Here is a 24,019-nt window from a genome sequence, read left to right as displayed (position 1 = left end):
TTGCGTTACGTCTGGCGCGTGAGCGCCCCAAGAACAAAAACAATCAGACGAGAAAAACAATGAAAGCCATTCTTCCTGTTCAAGTCGCGAGCTGCCTGCCGCTGCTCGCCCTCTGTCAACTGGCCGGTGCCACCGATGTGCTCCGTCTGGAAGGCTACGGCCCCGTATCCCGTGCCATGGGCGGCACTGCCATGGCGTTCGACACTGGCACCGCCGGCATCATGAGCAACCCAGCCACCCTGTCCTTTGCCGCCCCGGGTAGCCAGCTCAGCGCCGGCTTCGACCTAATCAAGGCGGACATCAGCACCCGGAACCTGGATACCGGTGAGACTGCCAAAAGCCACGACAAATCCAACAACCGTGGCCCCTACTACGCCCCCCAGATCGCCTACAGCTACCGAGACGAACGTTGGGCGCTTGGCATCGGCGCGTTCGCCCAAGGAGGCTTGGGCACCGAGTATGGAAATGACAGTTTCCTCTCCGAAGGTAGCTCTGGCACGCGCACGAAGCTCGATAGCAGCAGCCGGCTATTGGTGCTGAACATCCCGCTGGCGCTCAGTTTTGATGTCACCGACAAAATCACCGTCGGCGGCAGCTTGGATGCCATGTGGATGGGGATGAACCTCGACATGATGTTCGCTGCCAACCAGGTCGGCTCGCTGATCGGCTCTGGCCGGGTCAGCGGCAGCCTGCTGCCGGTGCTGGGGGGGCTGCCCTCGTTGGACGGTGCGCACATCAGCTTCAGTCGCGACGAGCCCCTGGCCAGTGGTGCCGATGCCTGGGGCTATGGCGGTCGCCTGGGGCTCTTGTGGAAAGCTTCACCTACCACCAACGTCGGCTTGGCCTACAGCTTCGCCAGCCAGATGGACGACTTGGAAGGCGACGCCACCGTGACCGCAGTGGACGGAATCGTTGGTCAGATCCCACTGGCAGGAAAGATCAAGGTTCGCGACATCCAGATGCCAGCAGTGCTCAGTGCAGGGATCGCCCACTTGATCACTGATCGCTGGCTAATTACCGCCGACATTTCCCAGGTATTCTGGCGCGACGTGATGGAGGATATCAGCGTGACCTTCGTCAGCGATAACGGGGCAGACCTCAATCTCAAGCTGCCACAGAACTACCGCAACCAAACCATTGTATCGCTAGGAACCAGCTATCGGATCAGCAATTGGACACTACGCGCCGGTTACCGGGAAGGTTCAGAAGTTGCCGATAACAATCTCCTGTTCGCCGCCTTGCCGGTCACTCCGACCCGGCACGCCTCGGCCGGGGTATCTTACGACTTGGGGTACGGCAGCATCGACGTGGCCTACGACCATGCCTTCGAAAAGACCACCTATAACCGCTCTCTGCCCAACGCTCCGGCCCCAATCCGTAATAGCCACTCCCAGGATAATCTCGTCTTCTCCTACACCCATCGTTTCTGACCCGGAGGTTGCCATGTACAAGCTGGTCGTGATGTACCCTCAGCCGGACGATCCCCAAGCATTCATAGACTATTACGAAAGTCGCCACCTGCCGAGCTTGAAAGCGCTACCCGGGCTGGTCGCGGCAAGCTACGGCCGGATAGACGATCCAGCTAGCAGTTGGTTTGTGATCTTTGAGGCGCTGTTTGCCGATCAGATGGCAATGCAGGCGGCGCTACAATCCAATGCTGGACTGGCTTTGGCGAAAGACATCCCCAACTATTCACCCCTGGGTGCAAATCTCATTGCTTTTGCAGTTCACGAGTTGCCCTGTCAAAGCTAAACCAAGAAGTGAGCTTTCGATCTTCGCGGACAGGGTCTGCCTGGCCCCGATCAGAAGTTCGTTAAATAAGTAGATTCTGCACGAGCACCCACGGGCGGAGAAGATACATGTGCTGAGTTGCCAGTGTTCAGGGTTATCTTGAATAACGCAGCAGCAGTCTTCTCCATGCCGTCCTTGTATGTTCGCGCCGGCCATGACAGCACGCTATTAATAGAGAAAACTTGATTCGAGAGTGCAATGGGGTCTTCGCCCTGCCAACAGTAGGCAGCCATCACAACAACAATTCGAGTGCAACCATGAATGCGATCACCTCTACAGAGGCGTTTTTTGACCAAATGGCGACCGCTAGCATCGACCAGTTGCGCCAGCACCAACTGAACCGCATGCGCTGGAGCCTGAAGCAGGCCTATGACAACGTGCCGTTGTACCGCCAGCGATTCGATGAGTTGGGCGTGCACCCCGAAGACCTGAAGTCTTTAGAGGACCTGGCGAAGTTCCCATTCACCACCAAAGCCGACCTGCGCGACAACTACCCCTACGGCATGTTCGCCGTACCTATGCAGGAGATCGTGAGACTGCATGCCTCCAGCGGCACCACCGGCAAACCCACCGTGGTCGGTTACACCCAGAGAGACATCGATACATGGGCTAATCTGGTGGCCCGTTCCATTAGCGCTGCCGGCGGACGTAGGGGCGACAAGGTTCATGTTTCCTACGGTTATGGCCTGTTCACCGGTGGCTTGGGTGCACACTACGGCGCCGAGCGATTGGGCTGTACCGTGATTCCCATGTCCGGTGGTCAGACTGAAAAGCAGGTCCAACTGATCCGCGACTTCAAGCCTGACATCATCATGGTCACCCCATCATACATGCTGAACATAGCTGACGAGCTCGAACGCCAAGGCATAGACCCGCTAGAACTACCTTTGCGCTTGGGTATCTTTGGCGCAGAGCCATGGACAGCTGAGCTCCGCCGCGCCATTGAGGAGCGCATGGGGATCACCGCACTAGACATCTATGGCTTGTCGGAAATCATGGGGCCTGGTGTAGCCATGGAGTGCGCTGAAACCAAGGATGGTCCGACCATCTGGGAAGACCATTTTTACCCCGAGATCATCGACCCCACGACTGGCAAAGTGCTGCCCGACGGCGAATACGGCGAGTTGGTCTTCACCTCACTATCCAAGGAAGCACTGCCAATGATCCGCTACCGTACTCGCGACCTGACTCGCCTCCTACCAGGAACCGCGCGACCGATGCGACGCATAGACAAAATTACCGGTCGTAGCGACGACATGCTCATCATCCGCGGAGTGAATGTTTTTCCGACCCAGATCGAGGAGCAAGTACTAAAGATCAAACAGTTTTCCGAGAACTATGAGATCCACCTGTTTTGCAACGGCAACCTGGACGGCATAGAAGTCCACGTGGAGCTAAGGCGCGAACACGAAGAGCTAAGCAAGCAACAGCAGCAGGCCATATGCACCGAATTGGGTAAGCACATCAAGGTGTTTGTTGGCATTAGTGCACATATCGTGCTGCGCCCTAGCTACTCCTTAAGGCGATCAGAGGGCAAAGCCTGTCACGTCTATGACAAGCGCAATCGAGCCTGAAGTAAGAGATCGTTTTTTAGAGTCAGGCAAGCGCTCATTAATAGAATTATCCAAAATTCATCCAGACGAATAGAGAAAAACATTTTTGATAAGTGCGGCATGAAATGTTTTCGCGTTTTTTTGGCTTCTTGCGTCGCGCACGCCACCTTGGCTTGGCAGGCTTTTTCAGGGATCGCCTGCCTCAAAAGGTACGTGATTTTTTTGCCACTATTTAATAAAAATCCTTTGAAAGGAATAACATGAACATCAACATCGAGAAATTAGAAGCTGCGATCATTGAGCTAAAGAGCGTACTAAAAGATAGCCTTCTCATTACATCAATATGGGACTTTTCGACTGGCCTTGCACTGGCGGAGCTCAGCCCGCAGCCTGCAGCCGTAGCACTTTTCACTGAAGTAACAAGGTCGCTTGCGGGTACTCTGTCCGACTCTGGATTTCCAGAACTCAATCGCTACTACTTGATTGACTTGGCGGACGACCACTTGGCAATGGTCGTTCGCCATGGTGACGACATACTGCAAGGGATTGTAATGAGCGCAAAGAAAGTAAACTTAGGCGTGCTCATCTCGGTCGCACTACCAAAGATGATTGCAAGCATAGAAACAGCTCGTGAATAAAACACCTAAACAGCCTGACCGCTTTAACGTGTGGTCACCACATCGCGACTCACGATTAGTTCATGTATTCAAGGCAGCACTGAGCGCCAGACCTGAATCCTGGACTTGGTGTGACGATCCGCATCATGCATCTTGGTGGGTTGTCGATGGCACCCTGCCGGATCAATTTGAACTGACACAAGTTGAGAATATAACGACCCACAAAGTCATTCTTGCACCCTCAATCACACACCACCACAACCCAAGCTGGACTTTCTTTAAGGTTCCACTCAATACAGCTTTATTGTTCAGATGGATTGACTCATGCTTATTAAGAAAGGAAAGAACCGGACCACCAATCAATCGAAGAATAAAATTAGCTCGCTGGCCAAACATATCCAGCTACTCTGAAGGGCTCTCGCCGACAGCTTGCATGCAATTGACCATGGCCTGCTCAAGGCTTCTTGAAAACTGGATGGACTTAGACTCAGCACGGCAGCTTGTGGGGCATCCTGAGCGTTTAGAAAAGCTGCTCAAAGACGCTGAAAATGCCGGAATCCTAGAGGTTCGAGAGATGCCACAGGAGACAATTAAAAATTTGCCACCGACCAGCATACCGCCTGAGATCCACCATGAAAACAAGGAACCCAATAACCCTATATATCTTCTCAAACGCATGATACGGAAATTCACATGAACCAACCTCAGATAGTGCTCGGAAATCCGATCGAGCATTCGATCGTGTTCGCTGGTCCTTTTGGCGTTGGCAAAACAACCGCCCTACGGTCAGTCTCAGATATTCCAGTAGTAAACACAGATGTTGCCTCGACCAAGATGCTTGCCGATGTGCCGAGCAAGCATACTACTACGGTAGGCTTCGACTACGGCGAATGGCATTTCCCAGAAGGCAAAAGGGTTTCTTTGATCGGTATTCCTGGACAGAATCGGTTCGAAGCGATCTGGGATTTGTTTCTTTCGCGCAGCTCGGCAGTAGTGCTATGGGTGTTTGGCGAGCGAAGTACCGGACTCTCAGAGTGCCGAGACTGGTTGGAGATATTGGCATGCCGCGGAGCCATCTCCAACTTGTCAATCGCAGTGACTCGAGTCAACCCCGAACACACAGAGCCTGTTCTAGAGTCGTTCCGGGAGCTCATCGCGAAATATAACAACTTTGCTCCCGTAATGATTGCAGACCCTAGAAAGCCGACCGACGTCATTCAAACGATCACTATGGCGCTTAGCTCGCCAGCGACCAAAACTGGGCCACTATAATCCCGCGCACCGCATATCAATTGAAATGACAAACAACAAAAAGGATTATTAGTTGGACCACCTATCACTTGGGAGAAAATTCCATCCGCACCTCGAAAAAATGGCCAAGCGTATACCTAATCTACGTTTTGTAGTGCTGGCCACATTGGATGGATTCAATATCTGCTCACTGGGACTGACTGAAAGCCAGGTAGGCAAAATGGCGTCATTGAGTGGTTCGCTTTTCTCTATCGGAGAGGCAATAGTGGAAGCTGTGCACAATGCCGGGCCTTCCTCTGCCGGAGAAAATCTTGAACTGCAGACATTTGAGGCTGGCAGATTGCAAGTTGTTAATGTCCGCCTTCATGGTAGTCACCCGCAGTTAGTTATGATGATTGGGGCGACGGCGCCTTTGGGGGTTGTGCTGGTCGGCGTTAGGGCGACGATTCATGAGATCAAGACAACCATCACGCCTGACAACCTCATTGTTAATAAAGCTTAATGTCGCAGGATATCATAAAGCCCACCATCAAATGTGAACGCCTGAGCTCGCCGCATACAAGCCGGCACGATGAGCAATTAACCGCTCGGGCATGACATTTACCATGCCAAGACACAAGCTCTAGCTCCAAAAACGAACCCGCGCAACTGAAAAGGTAAAACATGATCACCATTAATCGTGTGATGCAAAGCTATGGACGCTGCTGCGCCAGCTCAAGCTTCTTTGATACTTTTTATCAGCATTTTCTAGCCAGCTCACCTGAGATCCACGATAAATTCGTCAAAACCGACATGGCCGTACAGAAACATCTGCTGCGCGTCGGCATTCTCAATCTGGTACTCTACGCCCGCGGTATGCCCGACACCAAGCTTCTTGCCCTCGGACAGAGCCACTCCCGCAGAGATCTCGATATTCGCCCAGAACTCTATGACCTGTGGCTGGAGTCGTTGCTGCTAGCCGTCAAGCAACACGATACAGAGGTAACCGGTGAAGATATTGCAGCTTGGCGGGAGGTGCTGGACAAGGGCATCAACCTGATCAAGTCGTACTACTGATCTGTTAGTCTGTGCCCGAATATGGTGCTCGATGCGATGACTGACCGTGAAGAGCTGTCGCTGGAAGTGCTCAACAACGTGGCCGAGAGCTGGGTATTCGCCACGATGATCTACAAGCTGCTGACGGGTGCGGGCGGGTTGGGCAACATAGTGGCGCCGGAGTGTAAGGAGAAAGGTATGACGATGCCGACAGAGCGCACCCGCGCAATCATTCAGACCCGAGAATTTCTGGTCAGCCTGTCTCGTGATCAGGCACTGCCAGAGGCTGTACGCAATGAGGCACGTCGCCTGTTGCGCCATTACCCGACTGCCAATGAAGTGCTGCTTGCCGGGAAAGTGGAAGAGCGGAGAGAGGACAGCCTTACGGAGCCGTTCCTAAGCTCTACCATCGACTAGTCGGGCTGTGTAAATCCGTCTCAGGAGGCAGGAGGGAAGCTGGATCGCAGCTCAGCATGCTGGCGATGCGGTACAGCTTCTCGACGGTGATGTTCACCTCGCCACGCTCGATGCGCCCCAAATAGCTGCGGTCGATGCTGCAGGCCAGCGCGAGTGCATCCTGAGAAAGCCCGCAGGCCTTTCTCTGCGTCCGGATGCGTACCCCCAACGCTTTCGCCAACTGATCCATGACCGCCTCAACTCCACTTGAGGCGGCACTATCCTGCGTTTGCGGACGCACAAGCCACGGACTATAATCCTCATTTTTCGCTATAACCCACCGGATGCCCGCATGAAATCTGCCTCGTTCATCTTCGACAGGCGGCTGTATGAGCTGCTTCAGGAAGAGGGGCGCCCGCAGTTCACGACCCGTGACCTGCGGGATGCCTATGCCAAGCGCCTGGTAGGCATGACCTTTCGTCTCGGTGATGTGCGCCGATACGTGTATGACCAGATTCGCCGCATGCTACGGGTAGGTTGGCTCGTGCAGGATGAAGAGCGCCGCGTTCGAGGGCAGGTCTACCACCTGCAACCATTCCCGAAGCATCTGCTACTGGAGCTGGTCGACAGTGGATTCGAGAACAGCCTCAAGACTGCGTGTGAGACAGAGCAGGAGCCGCCAGTAGCCAAACAGGACGTCATGCACCCCAACCCTTCATCCGATGCGGAGCAGCATCTGGAAACGCTCCTCAAGGAGATCAGGCTGGACTTCCTGTCTGCGATGGGCGAGGCGGAACGATACAAGCAGCTCCTCGACGAAATGCCACATCTCCGCGACAAGGTCGAAGACGAGTACCTGGAGGCGAGAGACCGCAGCTCGCGCCTGCTGGGCCACCTCCGCGCCGTCGAGAAGACGCTCAAGACGCTTGCCTCGGCGCGATGATCTCTTCCTTGCGAGACTGGCAGCGCCGCTGCATCGACACGGCGCTGGAGCACTTCCTTTCCACGTCGCACTTCTTCTGCCAGGCAACGCCGGCCGCCGGCAAGACGCGCATGGCGGCAGAGCTGGCCTGCCGCCTGCTGGAGCAAGACAGGGTCGATCTGGTGCTCTGCTTCGCGCCATCGTGCCAGGTCGTCGAGGGCTTCCGCTCGACCTTTGCGGCGGTACTCGGCAAGCGTCTTGACGGCCTGCTCGGCGCGGTGGGGGCCGCGTACACCTATCAGGCTATGGATTACCGGGACGAGGGATTCTGGCGGCTCCTCGACGACTACCGCGTATTCGTCGTCTTCGATGAGATCCACCACTGCGCCGGCCATGATCCGTTGCTGAGCAACGCCTGGGGGCAGCAGATCCTGCAACGGATTCAGGATCGTGCCACCTTCACCCTAGCGCTGTCCGGAACGCCATGGCGCTCGGACGATCGAGCGATTGCCCTGGCCCGCTACTCGTCACCCGAGGGGCACCTGATCTGTGACTTCCGCTATGGCCTGAGGGAGGCCATAGCCGATGGGGTGTGCCGCTCGCCCCGCATCGTTCTCCTCGACAATCAGAAGGTGAAGCTCACGGAAGAGCTGGAGACCGAGAGTACCGTCAGGCTGTTCCCCAGCATCGCTAAGCTATTGGGAGAGTCCCCCGTCACCTACGAAGAACTGCTGCGCCATGACGAGGTGATCGATCAACTGCTCGGTCTGGGATGCGACAAGCTGGATGAGCTTCGCCAGATCAAGCCGGATGCGGCCGGCCTGGTAGTCGCCACCGATATCGAGCACGCCCAGCAGATTGCCCAGGTTCTGGAAGCCATGGGGGAAGGTTGCCAGGTCGTGACCAACCGGACTCCGGATGCCCAGCAGGTGATCAATGCGTTCAGGCACAGTGACTGTCGCTGGATCGTTGCCGTAGGGATGATCAGCGAAGGTACGGACATCCCCCGTCTGCAGTTGTGCTGCTACCTCAGCCGCATCCGTACCGAGCTGCACTACCGACAGGTGCTGGGACGGGTACTGCGGCGCATGGGCGAGCCCGATGACCAAGCCTGGCTGTTCCTGCTGGCAGAGCCCACGCTGCGGAGCTTTGCCGAGCGTATTGCCGATGATCTGCCGGATGACCTGGCGGTGCTGAGCCAGGTGCAGATGCTAGCCGCCCCATCTGGCTCGATGGCTGATGGGATGGGCGCTGGCAGCGAGGCCGATGGTCGCAGTAGTGGTGAAGCTGGGCAGCCTCCTGGGGCTGGTACGGCGGGCGCCTACTCGCTGGGTGATTTTGTTGCCGAGCCGAGCCATCAGATCAGCTTTTCGCAACACTACCGGCAGTTGCTGTTGGCTTGTTTCTGAAGGTCGAACAGTTGTCAGCCCCTGTGGGGTGAGGCTGGCCGAGATTTGCCTGAGCAGACTCGTCCAACAAAACAGATGATTCTGTGAGATGCTCGATGTTCAGGTCATGCGGCGTAACTAGCTCAGTCGGCGCAACTCACCAGGGAGGTGATGCCTGGTGTAGCCCGCCCAGCCCACTTTGTACCTTATCCTCGGTTCGCTGGGGTTGAAGAACCCAGTGTGGATGTAGACCTGCAACAGCCGGCAGTAGTCGCCCTGGGCACGCAGTTTCTCCGCTGCGCGGCTGGTGTAGCTAGTCACCGCCTCGCATAGCGCCTCGAGGTCGGTGATCCGCTCGGAGAACGAGCGGCTGCAGGCGATCATCTTCTTCGGCTCGGCACTCTCGCCCAGGGCAAGGCAGCTCTCGCCGCGCAGCTCGCGCACGGTTTTCTCGACGACGATGCTGAAGGCCTTCCGGATAAATGCAGGGTCCTGCTGGGCGAGATCCCATGCGGTTTTCACGTTCATGGCTTCGAGCTTGGCGGACAGCTTGCGGCCGATCCCCCATACCTCGCCGACCGGGGCCAGGCGCAGCAGTCTCTCCTGGCGTGCCGGATCGGAGAGGTCGACCACGCCGCTGCGAGTGTGTTTCTTGGCACACCAGTTAGCCAGCTTGGCGAGGGCCTTGGTCGGCGCGATGCCGACGCCCACCGGGATGCCGGTCAGTCGCTGTACCTCGGACTTCACTCTCTGGCCGTAGACCGACAGAGGCTCCTGCAGGCCGGTGATATCTAGGAAGGCCTCGTCGATGCTGTAGACCTCCATGCGGGGGTCTGGTCGCGGAGCACGCACATCACCCGCGCCGAGAGGTTGCCGTAGAGGGCGTAGTTGGAGCTGAAGACGATCAGCTCGTGATGCTCCACCAGGTCGCGCAGCTGAAAGTAGGGTTGGCCCATGGCGATGCCCAGTGCCTTGGCTTCGTTGCTGCGGCTCACTACACAGCCATCGTTGTTGCTGAGCACCACCACCGGCAGGCCGCGCAGGTCCGGCCGGAACAGACGTTCGCAGCTGACGTAGAAGTTGCAGTCGACCAGGGCGAAGGTGGGCGACAGAGCCGTCGTTGGCCTCATAACCAACACCCCATGTGGTTGGCAAATTTGCCAACATGACTGCCAAGAGTTGAGCGATGAGGGTAACGATGAGAACAGTAAAGATTGGGGTGTCTCACGTCGACGATGCCAAGGCGCGGATGAGCGCAGCGTTGCACGGCGAGAACCTGGGCGACTTCATTTCGTTCGCCTCCGTGGAGCTTCTCTGGAAGGTGCTGTCGCCGCGCCGCTGGGAGCTGCTCCGCGCACTAGCCGGGCAGGAAGCCATGTCGCTGCGTGCGATTTCGCGCTTGGTCAGAAAGGATCTGAAGACCGTTCATGGCGATGTCCATGCACTGCTGAATGCCGGCATCCTAGAGCGCCGAGAAGAGGGGGTGGTTTTTCCATATGACGTCGTTCATCTGGATTTCACCGTGAGTAGCTGAGCATTCTGACGGTGAGGCGCCTACAGAAACCGCCTCACCGCAGCCACTACCACCCCGAACACCTCCAGCTCCTCGCTGGCGGCGAGACGGATGTCTGGGTAGCGCGGGTTCTCTGCGCGCAGGACAGGGTCATCGCCATCGCGTTCCAAGCGCTTGCAGGTGAAGTCGCCGCGGACGGTGGCCACCACAATCATGCCGGCGCGGTTCGATGGAGCGGTCCACCACCAGCATGTCGCCGTCGAAGATCCCGGCGCCCTGCATGCTGTCGCCGGCGGCGCGGAGCAGGTAGGTCGCGGCCGGGTGGCGGATGCACAGCTCGTCCAGGGACAGCGTGGCTTCGATGTGGTCCTCGGCCGGCGAAGGGAAGCCGGCGGCGACCGGATTCGAGAACAGGGGCACCTGCTGAACGGACGCGCGGAGCGGGCCAAGCAGTGTCAGACTCATGATTGCAGGCTCTAAGTGCTGTGTTTATATGCAGTATTTCAGTGCCGCCAATGCGGCAACCAGGCTGCGATGGGAGGTGCAAAATGTGCGGAGGTGTCGAGGTAGCAGGCCGCTATACGGAGAGCGGCAAGCCGGTGAAGGTCTACTTCCCCAACCCGAAAGCCACTCTGCCAGTGCTGCAGGCTGACGGTTCTGTGGAGTGGCAGCCCTGAGGACGGCGCAAGGAGCAGGAGGGCCACCTGCCGGCCACCGGATGGGCGCGGGTGGACTCGATCAGCGCGGGCAAGTGGGCACGCTTCCACCCGCAGGACGTGCGGATCGCCGCAGAGCGGTTCATGGAGAAGGACCCGGCAGGAGTTTCGCACTGGTTCGACCTAGAGGAAGGCCAGGCCATCGAGGGGCTGCTGGTGGCCGCCGGTGATGAGCGACGAATCTACGTGGTGACCTCATTGCCGCCGCTTGGATGCGAGTCGATACACGGGCGGTGGCCCGTAGTGATGCGTTAGGTTGCTGATGCGTTCAGCGATGAAACAATGCCGATGGCCAAGGGATTTCAGAAATTATTCTGGCTGAATAATGGAAGGGCTGGACGCATGAGGCGGATTCCAGACGCGCGTTTCGGGCAGGGATAAAGGCCTTCTCTCTGATACCAAACCGTCGCACGGCGGCAACCGCAACGCCGAACACATCCAGATCCTCACTTGCCGCTGTGCCGGATCACCTCGCCATCTTCCGGGCAGAGCTTCGGCCGCGTGGCCACGACCTGCATCAGCCGCTCGAGCACAGGCTTATCGGCCGCCCCATTCAACATCGCACCCAGCTTCGACAGCGGCACCAGACTGACGGCCTGGCTTTCCCAACCCATCGCCGCAGGGGTGCCGCCCACACGTTTGGCCAGGTAGAGCCGGGAGCGGGTGGTCGTGCGCTCGAAGTCTCCCAGCCATCCGGTGATGCGCACCTGGAGACCGGTTTCCTCCCAGCACTCGCGGAGCTCCGCGCCTTGCAGGCTCAGGCCTGCATAGACGCGGCCCTTCGGGAAGGTGGCCTGGTAGCCCCCGAACTGGTTGGTCGGATGCACCACCCAGACGCGCCCATCGGGTTCCAGGATGACGGCGCCGGCGGCCGGCTTCTTGCCGGAGGCCTCCATCGGCGGCTCGTCGAGGTCTTCATTGATCCCATCCAGGTAAGCCCAACCCTCATCGGTGCGCGGGTAGTTCGCCCAGGGAGTCAGGGCAACGCCGTTCAACTCGGTCGGCACCGGGCCATCGGGCACAACCGTGGCGATAGCGGCTGGGGCAGCCCAGGCCTCGATCCCCGTCGGCGTGCTCGGATACTTGATGGCTACAGGCTTGCCCTCGTCATCGGGCTGGGGATGAAAGATCGGCATGGGTCGCTCCCTCCTGGATCGACATGAGCAAGAAGAAACAGGGCGCCCCGCTTCGATCAGTTGAGGGCGTCTTTCAGGCTTTTGCCTGGCTTGAAGCCCGGCAGCTTGGCCGCAGCGATCTGAAGGGCGGCGCCGGTCTGCGGGTTGCGGCCCTCACGCGCGGCACGCTGCTTCACCTCGAAGGTGCCGAAGCCAACCAGTGTGACGTTCTCCCCCTGCTGGAGGGCGTTGGTGATGGCGGCCGTGAAAGCATCCAGGGCAGCGGTCGCCGTGGTCTTCGGGAGGTCAGCGGATGCAGCGATGGCGGCGATCAGTTCGGATTTGTTCATGCTTCGGTCCAGGTTGAAGGGTGGCCCACGAGTATAACCAGTGCGGGCAACCACAGGCTTGGTCACCCGCTGGAGCCTGGCCCAGGCACGACCTCATTGGTGTCGGCCTGCGAGGCCTGACTTAGTAACTGAGGCACCCTTTCCAGCTACTTGTCCGGCCGGGTCGTGCAACGAAGCCGATGAAGGCGCCTGTGCTTGACAATATGGAGCTGACCACCGCAGAAGGCTGCCGGAAGCCGCGTCGCATATAGAGTTCGCCGCCGCAGAACGCCGCCGGCAGACCAAAGGTCGCCAGCGCCCGCCAATATATTGGAGTGCTGCACCGTTCGCCGCCAGGGAGAGGGGGCTTGGGCTCGACAATATGGAGGCATGATCGCGCCGCCGCTGGATCAGAACGACCCGACGGCTAAATGACGAACCATGCAACGAAACCTCAAATTGCCGGATAGGCGGCATGACCCTAGGCCGTGAACATGCGGAAACCCTGTATCACCGGCGAGGCACTCTGACGTGCAGCAGAACCACATATTACAGAGGGGAGCCGGAGGTTGCTCACGCCACGAGTGTGTAGCGAAACCCCATATCGACAGTGCCGGCAAGCCACCATCAGTCTGCCGTGCAACGAAACCCTATATTGCAGGAGCGATCCAGTAACGCCCCGAACGCCCAAGGGACTCCGTAAGCGATGTTCTGCAATACAGGGGGTATTACGGCTCTATCGAAGTCAGCACCGAGGACAGCTGCCTGCTTGGCAAAATGCTCTTCATTCACACGCTGATCAGCTACGAAGGCGAGACGTCGAATGAACTGCAGGCCGCATTCCGCGAGGCAGTTGACGACTGCCTGGCCGCTTTTCAGGAGCTGAGTCGCGAGTCGAAATCGCCGCCATCGGTAGTCTATCGCCGCTCCAATTAGAGCCTCGAAGAGCACTGCCCTATAATTGATCTACTATGTGTAGTGTTAATAGGTAACTAGATAGTGGTCAAGTTCCGTTAAATTGAACTGAGTCCATTGGGAAACACTGGCAACTGTTCGGGAGCCACCAGATGAAAGATAATCCACTCCCTCTTTTCAATACTTACAAGCAATTCCTACAACTGGACTTCCAGGAGCTCGTAAAAGAGCATAAGCTGGTGCGCGATTACGTGCTAGCTTTCCCCGCCGATCTTAAAGCTGTAGATGGATATTTGGCAGTGCGTAGTTTCCTAAAACTTTACGCCAACAACGGAGCAACCTTCAACTCGTACCGCACTCAAGTTGAGCGGATGCTTCTGTGGACATTGCTAATCGCCCGTAAACCGCTGTTTAAGATGCGTCGCCAGGACGCCGAGTCGTTCATGGATTTTTGCCTTAATCCACCGCGGGACTGGGTCAGTCCGACTAAAATGACACGCTTCATCAGAAAGGAAGGTGCATATATATTCAACATCGACTGGCGCCCGTTCACTATTAACGTTCCAAAGCGTGAACGATCGCTAATCAGTTTCACCGATCGGAATAGTCGACCCTATCAGATGTCAAAAGCCTCAGTGGCCCAAGTTTTTGCCGTGTGCAGCAGCTTTTTCCAGAATGCTATAGACAAGGGCAGTTGTGACGTTAATCCGTTCCGCAAGATAAAACAGAAGGAAGTCTATAAACAAACACCCTTCGTGGATGTTGCCGGCCGATCGCTTACCCCACTGCAATGGAGCTACGTACTAAAGACTGCTGAACAGATGGCTGACGAAAATCCTAAGCATGAACGAACGCTATTTATTCTGGCGACCATATTCTGCATGTACTTACGGGTGTCTGACCTGGCCGGGCATGATAACTGGCAGCCAACCATGGGGGATTTCCGTAATGATGCCTCTGGGAATTGGTGGTTTCATGTGCTCGACAAGTGTAACAAGCCAACGGAAATCAGCGTGCGCGATGAGTATGTTGAAGCATATCTGACTCGCTATCGCCGTCATCTTGGCCTGCCGCCGCTACCATCTCCCCACGAGATGCATCCCTTGCTCACCACCCTCTCCGGCCGCTCCGGCCTCACGGATCGCGCCATTCAAGGACTACTACAGGAAGTATTCAATCGTTCATTGGCGCGTATGCTCAAGGAGGGTTTTAGCAACGACGAAGTTGACCAATTACGCTCAGCTTCATTGTACTGGCTTCGCCACACATCGGCCAAATTCGATGCCCAACATCGCGATGTCAAGGAACTACAGGCTGACTTGCGCCATAACAGCATGAATACTACACAGAGCACTTACTACAACTTTCCTGACGAGCCACGTGTCAACTCGGCGAAACATTTACCTATTAAAAGATGAGGACTGTGAGAGGCAATAATGCTGCGTGAAGAGTAAACTCGTCGCGCAGCAAACTCCTTGCACGTACAGATTGTGATCAGTTTATGAACATTGCTTCCGCCCCAATCAAACTGCCCATTTCTCTAAGTGTGCAGTCCTGGGAAGTCATGGTGCATTTAGGAGATCAGATAGTATCTAGCAGAACCTTCGCAAGTTCGCTGCATCAATCCCCTCAATAAATCGCTTGATGTCATTCAAAATCGACGATGGAATTTTGTCAAACAAAGACTTCACATACAAATAGTCCTGCTGCGAGGCGAGATCAAAAGCCAGAAATCCCAAGCGATACTTGTCTTCCGGGAAATGATATCCAGTATATGAATATATACCTCCAGCAAGCTCTAGATCTTTCTTGCTGTAGAATGATAATATAAATCCAGACAAAATTACTCCGCACATGCGCTCGTGAGCGTTGGTTTCTAATGCGCCAATCTCCAGCACATCAGGATAACCGAAAATTGATCTATTAATTGTAAGCCGACCACTAAAGAAAAGATGCCTAGCAGCCCCTGGCGGGGTTCGAGTAGTGCGCGCTTGAAGAAATATCTGAGTCAGAATCTTAAAGCAATCAAAAGTGCTCAAGATATTATCTTTTTTACAGCATGATGACGGACCAACCCCAGCGAGACGAAGAGATTTAAGATGCAGCAAGTAGCGAAGCTTTGTCGGCGCAACTGAGGCCCACTTAGAGCTTGTCTCTGAAGATGTGTTATTAAAGTTTACATATTCCACAAAGGCATCCCATGCCTTATCAACAGATAATTTGCCGGAAAACTCTACTAGTTGCCTCTTATGGAATTGACAGTGACTACTGAATGCATAGCACCATGACTTTCTCCAAGATGGGTTTCTTCCATCACGGATATCTTCAATCAGACAATCAGGACAGTAATGCTTTCTCTGGTGCCATGGGAGAACCCATTTTGTGTTTGGCGAGAATCCACATTTAATTCTGGCTAAATCTACACCAATCAACCTGACTGCAGACAAGACATATGCGGACTCAAAATCAAAGTCAGGATCCTCATGGGAAAAACGGCCGCCACTAATACTTTCGCTTACCCGCACATCCAAAAGGCTGGGCAATCTAGAATGCTTAGCATTCCCGCATCTTGAGATCCAAGATGTAAATGTTTCATCGTAAACTGGCCTAGGAAGTCCGCGAAACTTAATCATAGAAATGGCCAGGCCCTTAGTAGCCCCAAGGATTCTTAGCAGCACGGTGCAACATTTCTAAGTTAATCTGCTCAGCCCCTAGTTTAACTGCGTAACACGCAGCGCTACGAATTAACTCAAGCGTCTTGTCCATTCGCCCATATGCAATGGACAAAATGGATTTCACCATCTCCTCAGAATACAGATTTGAGGGTTTTTGCAAAGGAAGCGACTCCTCAACCTCTAACAGAAATGCCCGGAATGCCTCGTCCTCAGTCCAATCTCCAAGCGTAACCTCATGGAATCTTCTTTTAAATTCATCGTTGGACTGCAGCGCATTCCGTGCACTCACTGTGCCAAAGCAGAATAACTTCAATCCATATTCTGCTCCTAGCAATTTCTTGAGTATCGACATATTGACACGCTGTTCCTGCTTGGGCCTCAAAAGCGCATCATGAAATTCGTCGACAACCACGCCCCAAATTTTTCTTAATTTAATAACTTCTCTGATTTCGTTGGGTATTTCTGATCCGGATATCGATCTCGAGCTCGAACTTAGAGGCAGGCCGAGGGCCAGCGCGAGCTCAACCCTCAAGCTTTTTTTAACTTTTATCTCGGGCGTTTCAGCCATGGATATCATCAATAATCCGTTGCTATTTTTTACGCGCTTTGGGATCCTCGATATAATCGCAGTCTTCCCAGAACCGCCCGGCCCTACCACAAGTAGCGCAGGGGCGTTCATCCTATTTGGGACATCCGCGATATTGTTCATTATGCGAAAAACAGCTTCGCTAGAATTGTTGTCAACCCATAGCTCCTGGTGCATGACACTGATGCGCGTATCAATATCAGCAGACAGATACTTGCGCATATCTGGCCTGACGTGCTCGAAGCTCATTCCTGATCCTCCGTACCAAATTTTTTAGGACGAACCGTATAGTCAGGTCTCGATGCCTCAGCAGTTATCGCTGAAGTGTCTTTGACTGAAGCCGGGTAGGCTTCGTGGTAAGCGTTTTCCGCCGCATGTCGGCGCCTTTCATTTCTTGTTAGAGTGGCGCTTTCTTTTTCGATTTCTTGCTTTTCCCTGTACGCCTTAAGCCCTCCAGGATTATCAATTGATCCTGCCCGAATTGCCTGTCGATGAAATTTGCTTGCTCTATACTCTTCATAACTTGAGGCATGACGCGTCAAGTCAGACAGGCGAATAGAGCAAAATTCTCCATTTAACTTTACCCAAATCTCGTTCAGATTGAATGGGTCGTATTTCACAACAGCATTCGGCGTACCAACAAATGGTGCCAACACAGGATCCCAATAGGTTTCGCCATGAAGATTGATGCCTTCGGGATTTATTTTTCGAGTTTCCTCCGGCATAAAGTAGAGCCTTAGTTTATCTGGATTAGAGATTTTCGGCGGATAGGGAACGCCGCCGTTGGGTGCAAAGTAATCGTTCCATGCTTGTCTCGGGCTAATTTTTAGTTCGGAATGCACTGTTGAGTGATAGACAACAACCTCTCGCGCAAACCATCGAACGAAATCTGAAAAAGTCATAGTAGCGTCATTTTCACTATCAATTCCTCTGCGCGCCACAGCATTCGACATTGTAGTACCTTTCAAAAAATGTACTTTTGTCGTCATAATAGTTCCGATCAGGCGTTCGACATGGCCGCCATAATGCTTCTTGCCAATCGGTCTATACACCGGATCTATCCCAAAAGACGTGCAGCCGGATTTAAACTTTGGGCTTGTGAATTCAGCAGCGTTATCCATATGCGCTACATCAGGCTTGCCATGGAAAGGGTAATCTTCTGGTTCCAATCCCAATCTTTTAGCAAACTCGGTTTTTGGTAAAATGCTGTGACTTAAGGCACTTGCAACCGAAATGGCAGACGGCACATGAAGGCTAAGGTAGTACCCAAGGATAACCCTTGTTCTCAAATCTATTACAACTGTCCACCAAGGCCGTCCAATGACATTGATGCGATCATCCGCCAGAAGTATTATGTCTACTAGAGTGTGATCCATCTGCACCCATTCTAGAGGTCTTAAGATGTTCTTTTTGCCTGCACGAGCCGAGTACTTTTGCGCAGCAGCATCTTTTCCATATTTAATCTTGGCTCGTTCCTTCTCCGAGAGGATAGACTTTACGCGTCGCAGAACGGTGTCTTTGCAGGGTGAACGCAAACCTTTTTCCTTGCAGGTGACATCAACCTCTAACCATACCTTGCTGTAACTGGAAGCTCTTGATTTGTAGTTTTTTTTGATCGCATCGATAATTATTACTTCGATGTTTTCGTCCAACTTGGTTACGCCCGCCTTCCTCCCCCTCTGCCTGAGAGCCATGCATAGCGGGCCAAGGTCCTCATCAAACATCCTGGCTAATCGAAAAAAATAACTTTTGGATATGCCCAGCGCAGCACTGATTTCGCTAGTTGAAAGTTCTCCGCCCCGCCATCTTTTAACTGCATCGTAACGCTCAGCAAAAAGCGACAACTGCTCAGGACTATAGTCATTGGCATCCAGACTCAATTCACCTTGCACTTTGGCGCCACTTACATAATCTTTGTCAATTCTCTCTATATCGCACAGCGAAACCATCAGTGCAGCGCCAGAAGAATTGATTATGACCCTTATGTTTTTTGGGCTGAATACTTGCTGGATCGTGGCGAGCCTTCCCTTTGCGACCACCACCTCTCCGGGCTCAAGTTCCTTGACCATAACTCAGCTCCAATTTTAAGCTGCATAATCAAGCCTTCGCGCTGCCTGTCTAAAAAGTAGACCGCAGGTAGGATTTGCGCAAATTTAGTATCCTTTTTAGACTGGATATGCGCTAAGTTATTGTTTTTTCACAAAAGAAATTAGTGCTTTTTATTGTCAGGCGCCACAACGTCCCTCTACGAATGCAATATCCGATAACGGCCAGACCCGGATATTGCATATAATGGTTCAACGTACCGCTGGTGACGACGCGCGCTCCGGCACCGATCAACTCACAGTCTTCCGCCCACAAGGTCCGCATGTCCACCGTCCCGTTTCCGTTGTTCGAGACCTACAGCCGCTTTCTCGAGCTGAACTTCCAGCAGCTCAGCGCGGAACTGCCGATCGTGCGCGACTACCTCGCCAGTTTCCCGCGCGAACTGCAGGCCGCCGAGGGTTACCAGGCGGTTCGCGGTTTCCTGAAGTCCTACGCCGGCAATGAGCCGACCTTCAATTCCTACCGCACCCATGTCGAGCGCCTGCTGCTGTGGGCCTTGCTGATCGCCCGCAAGCCGCTGCTCGATCTGCGCCGCCGCGACGCCGAGGCCTTCATGGAGTTCTGCCTGCGCCCGCCCAAGGACTGGGTCGGCCCGATGGTCCGTTCGCGCTTCGTGCGCATCGGTGGCCGCAAGAAGCTCGAATCCGACACCTACGCGGTCAACGAGGCCTGGCGGCCCTTCAGCATGACCCTGCCCAAGCGCAACCGCGCGCTGGCCGGACCGGCAGCCCCCGATGTGGAAAGCCGTCCCTACCGGATGTCCCAGGGCTCGGTGGCGCAGGTGTTTGCTGTCTGCGGCAGCTTCTTCCAGCACGCCATCGACGAAGGCCTCACCGAGGTCAATCCGTTCCGTGCGGTCAAGCAGAAATCCATCTACAAGCAGCGCAACACCCTGGACGTCTCCGGCCGCTCGCTGACCCAGCTGCAATGGGGCTACGTGATCGAGACCGCCGAACGCATGGCCGACGAGGAGCCCGAGGTTCACGAGCGCACGCTGTTCATCCTCGCCACCCTGTTCGCCATGTACCTGCGGGTGTCCGACCTGGTCGGCCGCGACAACTGGGAGCCGACCATGGGCGACTTCCGCCGCGATACCACCGGCAACTGGTGGTTCCACGTGGTCGGCAAGGGCAATAAGGCGGCCAAGATCAGTGTGCGCGACGACTACATCAACCTCTACCTGACCCGCTATCGCCGCCATCTGGGCCTGCCTGCCCTGCCCTCGCCCCAGGAAACCCATCCCCTGCTCGCCACCCTCCAGGGCCGCGCCGGGCTGTCCGACCGCCACCTGCGCCTGCTGCTGCAGCAGGTGTTCGATCGCGCGCTCGAGCGCATGGTGGACGAAGGCTGGAGCAACGACGAGGTCGACCACCTGCGCTCGGCCTCGCTGCACTGGCTGCGGCATACCTCGGCCACCTTCGATGCCCCGCACCGCGACATGAAGGACCTGCAGGCCGACCTGCGCCACAACAGCCTGAGCACCACGCAGAACACCTACTACAACTCGCTGGACGAGCAGCGCGCACATTCGGTGAAGAACCTGCGCATCAAGGATTGACGACCGTTGCGCCGGGTCGGCGCTGCCTGGCCCGGGGTCAGTGCGGCATGGAAGCGCGCTCAGTCGCGCCTCATGCCCCCACCTGCAGCACCACCCGGCCGCGCGGCGGACAGGTTTCCATGAAGCGGTGGGCCTCGACGACCTGCTCGAAGGGCAACACCCGGCTGATCTGCGGGCGCAGCTGGCCAGCGACGGTCAGCCGGTCGATGTCCTGCAGGGCGCGGGCCACGGCGGCGCGGTCCTGGGGGATGCCCAGTTCCTCCTTGCCGGTGAAGTTGCCGATGCAGTGGACGAAGAAGCGGATGTTCTTCTGGAACGCGGCGCAGGCGGGAAAGTGGGTCTCGTTGCCCCCCAGCAGGCCGTACAGCACCAGGCGGCCACGCGGCGCCAGGGCATCGCCGAGCAGGCTCATCTGCGGGCCGCCGAGGGCGTCCATCACCACTTCGACGCCGCGACCCTCGGTCAGCTGGTTGATGCGGGTGACCAGATCCTGTTCCTCGGTGAGGATCACCTGATCGGCGCCCAGCTCGCGCAGGTAGTCGCGGTCCTCGCCCAGCTCGGTGGCGGCGATCACCCGGGCGCCGAGGGCCTTGGCCAGTTGCACGATGGTCGGCCCCCAGCACTGGCTGGCGTCGGTGACCAGCACGCTTTCGCCCGGCACCAGGGCGGCCAGCTCGACCAGGCCGAACCAGCCGGTCAGCGCCGGCAGGTAGTGGCCGCAGGCCTCCAGAGCGCTGAGCTGCGGCGGGTAACGGTGCAGCGCCTGGTGCGGCAGCACCACTTCATCGGCATAGCCCGGGTAGTGGTTGGCGCTGTGCGCGGGGAAGCTGGCGACCCGGTCGCCGACCGCCAGGTCGTCGACGCCCTCGCCCACCTCCAGCACCACGCCGGCCAACTCGTGGCCGAGACCGGCCGGCAGTTGCGCCGGCGTGCTGGCCAGGTTCTGCCGCCAGAGCACGTCGTACCAGCTGACGCCGATCGCCTCGACACGCACCAGCACCTCGCCGGCGGCCGGACGTGGGCACGGTCGCTCCTCGATCTTGAGTACCTCGGCTGCGCCGAACTGGTGAAAACGGATGATGCGGGACATCGCCTACCTCGCCTGCAACCCTCATGGCCGGGACTTTAGCCGGGCTTGCCCGCCGATACCACCTGCATGCGGACGATAGTCACCATGTCCGGCACTGATGGAAGCGCACCGCTCGCATATTGGCGAGGGCGGTATTAGCCTGATGCAGCCCCACAAGGAATGGTTTCAGCATGAATCGCAATGACCTGCGCCGCGTCGATCTCAACCTGCTGATCGTCTTCGAGACGCTGATGCACGAGCGCAGCGTGACCCGGGCGGCGGAAAAGCTGTTCCTCGGCCAGCCGGCGATCAGCGCCTCGCTGTCCCGCCTGCGCGGCCTGTTCGACGACCCGCTGTTCGTGCGCAGCGGCCGGCAGATGGAGCCGACCGCGCGGGCGCAGGAGATCTTCGCCCTGCTCACCCCGGCGCTGGACGCCATCTCCACCGCAGTCAGCCGCGCCGCCGACTTCGACCCGGCGACCAGCACCGCGGTGTTCCGCATCGGCCTGTCGGACGACGTCGAGTTCGGCCTGCTGCCGCCGCTGATCAAGCGCCTGCGCGCCGAGGCGCCCGGCGTGGTGCTGGTGATCCGCCGCACCAACTACCTGCAGATAACCGGCCACCTGGCCTCCGGCGAGATCTCGGTGGGCGTCGCCTACACCGAGGAGCTGCCGGCCAATGCCAAGCGCAAGGTGCTGCGCCGCACCTGGCCGCGCCTGCTGCGCGCCGATAGCGTGCCGGGGGCGCTCGGCCTCGACGAGTTCTGTGCCCGTCCGCATGCGCTGGTGTCCTTCGCCGGCGATCTGGGCGGCTACATCGACGACGAACTGGCCAAGCTCGGCCGCCAGCGCCGGGTGGTGCTCGCCGTGCCGCAGTTCAACGGCCTGACCGCGCTGCTCGCCGGCACCGACATCGTCGCCACCGTGCCCGACTACACCGCCGCCGCGCTGACCGCCGCCGGCGGCCTGCGCGCCGAGCCGCTGCCGCTCGACAGCGGCCCCTTCGAGCTGCACATGGCCTGGCGCGCCGCCCAGGACCACGACCCGGCCGAGCGCTGGCTGCGCTCGCGCATCCAGATGTTCTGTGGCGATCCCGACAGCCTGTAAGCCGCGTCCCAGAGCCCCGCCGCCCCACCATCATCACTGCCGCTGATAATCGCTTTCGCCCCATTCGATTCGTCGATGGGGAGTCCACGCCGCAGACTTCGCCCCAATCCACAATTGCGAGCGGCGGAGTCCCCCATGGCCTATTCCATCCCCCTGACCCTGCACCGGCCTCTGGCCCTGGCCGCCCTGCTGGCGCTCGGCGCCTGCGGCAAGGCTGCGGATCATCAGCAGGCAGCGGCGCCGGCCCAGGTCAGCGTTGCCGCCGTCATCGAACAGCCGGTCAACGACTGGCACGAGTTCACCGGCCGCCTGGAGGCGCCGGAGTCGGTCGAGGTCCGCCCGCGGGTGTCCGGCTATGTCGACCGCGTGGCCTTCGTCGAAGGCAGCCTGGTGAAGAAAGGCGACCTGCTGTTCCAGATCGATCCGCGCCCGTTCGAGGCCGAGGTCAAGCGCCTGCAGGCCCAGTTGCAGCAGGCGCGCGCCAACCAGACCCGCGCCGCCAGCGAGGCCCGTCGCGGCGAGCGCCTGCGCCAGAGCAACGCCATCTCCGCCGAGCAGGCCGAGGCTCGCGCAAGCGCGGCAACCGAGGCGCAGGCGGCGGCCGCCGCGATCCAGGCCGAGCTGGAGAAGGCCCGGCTCGACCTCGGTTTCACCCGGGTGACCGCACCCATCGACGGCCGCGTCAGCCGCGTCGAGGTCACCGCCGGCAACCTGGTCAGTGGCGGGCAGACGCTGCTGACCTCGCTGGTGTCCACCGATCGGGCCTACGCCTACTTCGATGCCGACGAGCGCGTCTACCTCGAGTACCTCGAGCAGGCCCGCCAGGCCGGCACCGATGCCCGCGGCGGCAACCTGGTGTATCTCGGCCTGTCCAGCGAGAGCGGCCATCCCCACGCGGGCCGTCTGGACTTCCTCGACAACCAGGTCAACCCGCGTACCGGCACCATCCGCGGCCGCGCCGTGTTCGACAACCGTGACGGCCGCTTCACCCCCGGCCTGTACGCCCGCCTGAAACTGGTCGCCAGCAGCAGCTACGCGGCCACGCTGATCAAGGACGAGGCGGTCGGCACCGATCTGGGCAAGAAGTTCGTCCTGGTGCTCGGCGCAGGCAACGCCGTGGAATACCGCGCCGTCGAGCTGGGGCCGAAGCTGCACGGGCTGCGCGTGGTCCGCCAGGGCCTGGCCAGGGGCGAGCAGATCGTCGTCAACGGCCTGCAGCGCGCCCACCCCGGCGCCCAGGTCGAACCGCAGAGCGTGCCCATGGCCGACGAGCAGACCCTGGCCGAACTGGATCGCCTGCGCCAGGCCGCCGGCGCCGGGCACCCGCAAGTCGCCAGACAGACCGACAACGGCAGCCGCGTGCCGCGCAGCTGAGGTA

The 24,019-nt window shown here is 57.6% G+C and carries 25 protein-coding genes and 2 pseudogenes; 17 read left to right on the top strand and 10 right to left on the bottom strand.

From position 1 onward, the window contains the following. Positions 1-59: 59 nt before the first annotated feature. The 9 genes from styE (at position 60) to BLT78_RS21860 (ending at position 6,664) form a co-directional block, all read left to right on the top strand. Positions 60-1,430, top strand: a complete 1,371-nt coding sequence (gene styE, locus BLT78_RS06490) for a styrene transporter StyE (RefSeq protein WP_090348202.1) — start codon at positions 60-62, stop codon at positions 1,428-1,430. A 13-nt stretch (positions 1,431-1,443) separates the two neighbouring features. Beyond that, complete coding sequence (locus BLT78_RS06485; protein ID WP_157719498.1) at positions 1,444-1,752, top strand: EthD family reductase; 309 nt, start codon at positions 1,444-1,446, stop codon at positions 1,750-1,752. Between the two features lie 296 nt (positions 1,753-2,048). After that, a complete protein-coding gene (gene paaK, locus BLT78_RS06480; protein WP_090348200.1) occupies positions 2,049-3,365 on the top strand; it encodes a phenylacetate--CoA ligase PaaK in 1,317 nt (438 codons plus the stop codon). A 239-nt stretch (positions 3,366-3,604) separates the two neighbouring features. After that, positions 3,605-3,982: a hypothetical protein gene (locus tag BLT78_RS06475; protein ID WP_090348199.1), complete on the top strand. Its 378-nt coding sequence runs from the start codon at positions 3,605-3,607 to the stop codon at positions 3,980-3,982. Further along, complete coding sequence (locus BLT78_RS21355; RefSeq protein ID WP_157719497.1) at positions 3,975-4,658, top strand: hypothetical protein; 684 nt, start codon at positions 3,975-3,977, stop codon at positions 4,656-4,658. The genes BLT78_RS06475 and BLT78_RS21355 overlap by 8 nt, the downstream gene beginning before the upstream one ends. Next, entirely contained in the window at positions 4,655-5,233 is a 579-nt protein-coding gene (locus BLT78_RS21350; RefSeq protein WP_157719496.1) for a GTP-binding protein, read from the top strand. The genes BLT78_RS21355 and BLT78_RS21350 overlap by 4 nt, the downstream gene beginning before the upstream one ends. A 52-nt stretch (positions 5,234-5,285) precedes the next feature. Beyond that, positions 5,286-5,714, top strand: coding sequence for a roadblock/LC7 domain-containing protein (locus BLT78_RS21345; RefSeq protein WP_157719495.1), 429 nt, complete (start codon positions 5,286-5,288; stop codon positions 5,712-5,714). Between the two features lie 161 nt (positions 5,715-5,875). Next, positions 5,876-6,268: a globin gene (locus tag BLT78_RS06470; RefSeq protein ID WP_090348198.1), complete on the top strand. Its 393-nt coding sequence runs from the start codon at positions 5,876-5,878 to the stop codon at positions 6,266-6,268. 36 nt (positions 6,269-6,304) lie between these two features. Next, positions 6,305-6,664 carry a BPSL0761 family protein gene (locus tag BLT78_RS21860; protein WP_331715149.1) on the top strand — a complete coding sequence of 120 codons (360 nt, stop codon included), beginning with the start codon at positions 6,305-6,307 and terminating at the stop codon, positions 6,662-6,664. Here BLT78_RS21860 and BLT78_RS06460 read toward each other — a convergent pair. Continuing rightward, positions 6,651-6,893, bottom strand: coding sequence for a helix-turn-helix domain-containing protein (locus tag BLT78_RS06460; RefSeq protein ID WP_090348197.1), 243 nt, complete (start codon positions 6,891-6,893; stop codon positions 6,651-6,653). The genes BLT78_RS21860 and BLT78_RS06460 overlap by 14 nt on opposite strands. 102 nt (positions 6,894-6,995) lie before the next feature. Here BLT78_RS06460 and BLT78_RS06455 point away from each other — a divergent pair, with 102 nt between their 5' ends. Together BLT78_RS06455 and BLT78_RS06450 are read left to right on the top strand one after the other, a co-directional pair. Further along, positions 6,996-7,586, top strand: coding sequence for a hypothetical protein (locus BLT78_RS06455; protein ID WP_090348196.1), 591 nt, complete (start codon positions 6,996-6,998; stop codon positions 7,584-7,586). Next, on the top strand, positions 7,583-8,974 hold the full coding sequence (locus tag BLT78_RS06450) for a DEAD/DEAH box helicase (protein WP_090348195.1): 1,392 nt from the start codon (positions 7,583-7,585) through the stop codon (positions 8,972-8,974). Before BLT78_RS06455 ends, BLT78_RS06450 begins: the two co-directional genes overlap by 4 nt. A 117-nt stretch (positions 8,975-9,091) precedes the next feature. Here the strand turns inward: BLT78_RS06450 and BLT78_RS21665 are convergent, their stop codons facing one another. Together BLT78_RS21665 and BLT78_RS21660 are read right to left on the bottom strand one after the other, a co-directional pair. Further along, positions 9,092-9,337, bottom strand: a complete 246-nt coding sequence (locus tag BLT78_RS21665) for a DinB/UmuC family translesion DNA polymerase (protein WP_231975781.1) — start codon at positions 9,335-9,337, stop codon at positions 9,092-9,094. Positions 9,338-9,679: 342 nt separating this feature from the next. Further along, a pseudogene (locus BLT78_RS21660) lies at positions 9,680-10,083 on the bottom strand (Y-family DNA polymerase); the annotation flags it as partial. Positions 10,084-10,172: 89 nt separating this feature from the next. On the opposite strand from BLT78_RS21660, the gene BLT78_RS06440 reads away from it, so the two are divergent. Continuing rightward, on the top strand, positions 10,173-10,487 hold the full coding sequence (locus BLT78_RS06440; protein WP_197673148.1) for an HVO_A0114 family putative DNA-binding protein: 315 nt from the start codon (positions 10,173-10,175) through the stop codon (positions 10,485-10,487). A 20-nt stretch (positions 10,488-10,507) separates the two neighbouring features. On the opposite strand, the pseudogene BLT78_RS06435 reads toward BLT78_RS06440, so the two are convergent. Beyond that, positions 10,508-10,931 (bottom strand): annotated as a pseudogene (locus tag BLT78_RS06435) (LexA family protein). Between the two features lie 263 nt (positions 10,932-11,194). Between BLT78_RS06435 and BLT78_RS21575 the strand changes: the two are divergent. After that, positions 11,195-11,437, top strand: coding sequence for a hypothetical protein (locus tag BLT78_RS21575; protein ID WP_197673147.1), 243 nt, complete (start codon positions 11,195-11,197; stop codon positions 11,435-11,437). 191 nt (positions 11,438-11,628) lie between these two features. Here BLT78_RS21575 and BLT78_RS06425 read toward each other — a convergent pair whose 3' ends face one another. Together BLT78_RS06425 and BLT78_RS06420 are read right to left on the bottom strand one after the other, a co-directional pair. Continuing rightward, positions 11,629-12,318: an NUDIX hydrolase gene (locus BLT78_RS06425; RefSeq protein ID WP_090348194.1), complete on the bottom strand. Its 690-nt coding sequence runs from the start codon at positions 12,316-12,318 to the stop codon at positions 11,629-11,631. 56 nt (positions 12,319-12,374) lie between these two features. Continuing rightward, on the bottom strand, positions 12,375-12,647 hold the full coding sequence (locus tag BLT78_RS06420) for an HU family DNA-binding protein (RefSeq protein WP_090348193.1): 273 nt from the start codon (positions 12,645-12,647) through the stop codon (positions 12,375-12,377). A 1,046-nt stretch (positions 12,648-13,693) separates the two neighbouring features. Here BLT78_RS06420 and BLT78_RS06410 point away from each other — a divergent pair. Next, positions 13,694-14,959: a site-specific integrase gene (locus tag BLT78_RS06410; RefSeq protein WP_090348192.1), complete on the top strand. Its 1,266-nt coding sequence runs from the start codon at positions 13,694-13,696 to the stop codon at positions 14,957-14,959. Between the two features lie 174 nt (positions 14,960-15,133). On the opposite strand, the gene BLT78_RS06405 is transcribed toward BLT78_RS06410, so the two are convergent. The 3 genes from BLT78_RS06405 to BLT78_RS06395 are packed head-to-tail and all read right to left on the bottom strand — an operon-like array spanning position 15,134 to position 18,871. Continuing rightward, positions 15,134-16,174 (bottom strand): TniQ family protein, encoded by a 1,041-nt coding sequence (locus BLT78_RS06405; RefSeq protein ID WP_090348191.1) that lies wholly within the window; start codon positions 16,172-16,174, stop codon positions 15,134-15,136. Between the two features lie 16 nt (positions 16,175-16,190). Then, positions 16,191-17,051 carry a TniB family NTP-binding protein gene (locus BLT78_RS06400; RefSeq protein WP_090348190.1) on the bottom strand — a complete coding sequence of 287 codons (861 nt, stop codon included), beginning with the start codon at positions 17,049-17,051 and terminating at the stop codon, positions 16,191-16,193. Then, on the bottom strand, positions 17,048-18,871 hold the full coding sequence (locus tag BLT78_RS06395; protein ID WP_090348189.1) for a Mu transposase C-terminal domain-containing protein: 1,824 nt from the start codon (positions 18,869-18,871) through the stop codon (positions 17,048-17,050). Before BLT78_RS06395 ends, BLT78_RS06400 begins: the two co-directional genes overlap by 4 nt. 299 nt (positions 18,872-19,170) lie before the next feature. Between BLT78_RS06395 and BLT78_RS06390 the strand changes: the two genes are divergently transcribed. Then, positions 19,171-20,466, top strand: coding sequence for a tyrosine-type recombinase/integrase (locus BLT78_RS06390; protein ID WP_172830768.1), 1,296 nt, complete (start codon positions 19,171-19,173; stop codon positions 20,464-20,466). Between the two features lie 70 nt (positions 20,467-20,536). Here BLT78_RS06390 and BLT78_RS06385 read toward each other — a convergent pair whose 3' ends face one another. Continuing rightward, positions 20,537-21,556 (bottom strand): zinc-dependent alcohol dehydrogenase family protein, encoded by a 1,020-nt coding sequence (locus tag BLT78_RS06385; RefSeq protein ID WP_090348188.1) that lies wholly within the window; start codon positions 21,554-21,556, stop codon positions 20,537-20,539. A 170-nt stretch (positions 21,557-21,726) separates the two neighbouring features. On the opposite strand from BLT78_RS06385, the gene BLT78_RS06380 reads away from it, so the two are divergent. Together BLT78_RS06380 and BLT78_RS06375 are read left to right on the top strand one after the other, a co-directional pair. Then, on the top strand, positions 21,727-22,641 hold the full coding sequence (locus BLT78_RS06380) for a LysR family transcriptional regulator (protein ID WP_090348187.1): 915 nt from the start codon (positions 21,727-21,729) through the stop codon (positions 22,639-22,641). 135 nt (positions 22,642-22,776) lie between these two features. Continuing rightward, positions 22,777-24,015: an efflux RND transporter periplasmic adaptor subunit gene (locus BLT78_RS06375; RefSeq protein WP_090348186.1), complete on the top strand. Its 1,239-nt coding sequence runs from the start codon at positions 22,777-22,779 to the stop codon at positions 24,013-24,015. The last annotated feature ends 4 nt before the right edge of the window (positions 24,016-24,019 follow it).

The sequence above is a fragment of the Pseudomonas oryzae genome (assembly GCF_900104805.1).
In the GTDB taxonomy this organism is placed as follows: domain Bacteria; phylum Pseudomonadota; class Gammaproteobacteria; order Pseudomonadales; family Pseudomonadaceae; genus Geopseudomonas; species Geopseudomonas oryzae.
The sequence above is the reverse complement of the archived record's forward strand: the minus strand, read 5'-3'. Positions and strand labels throughout refer to the sequence as shown.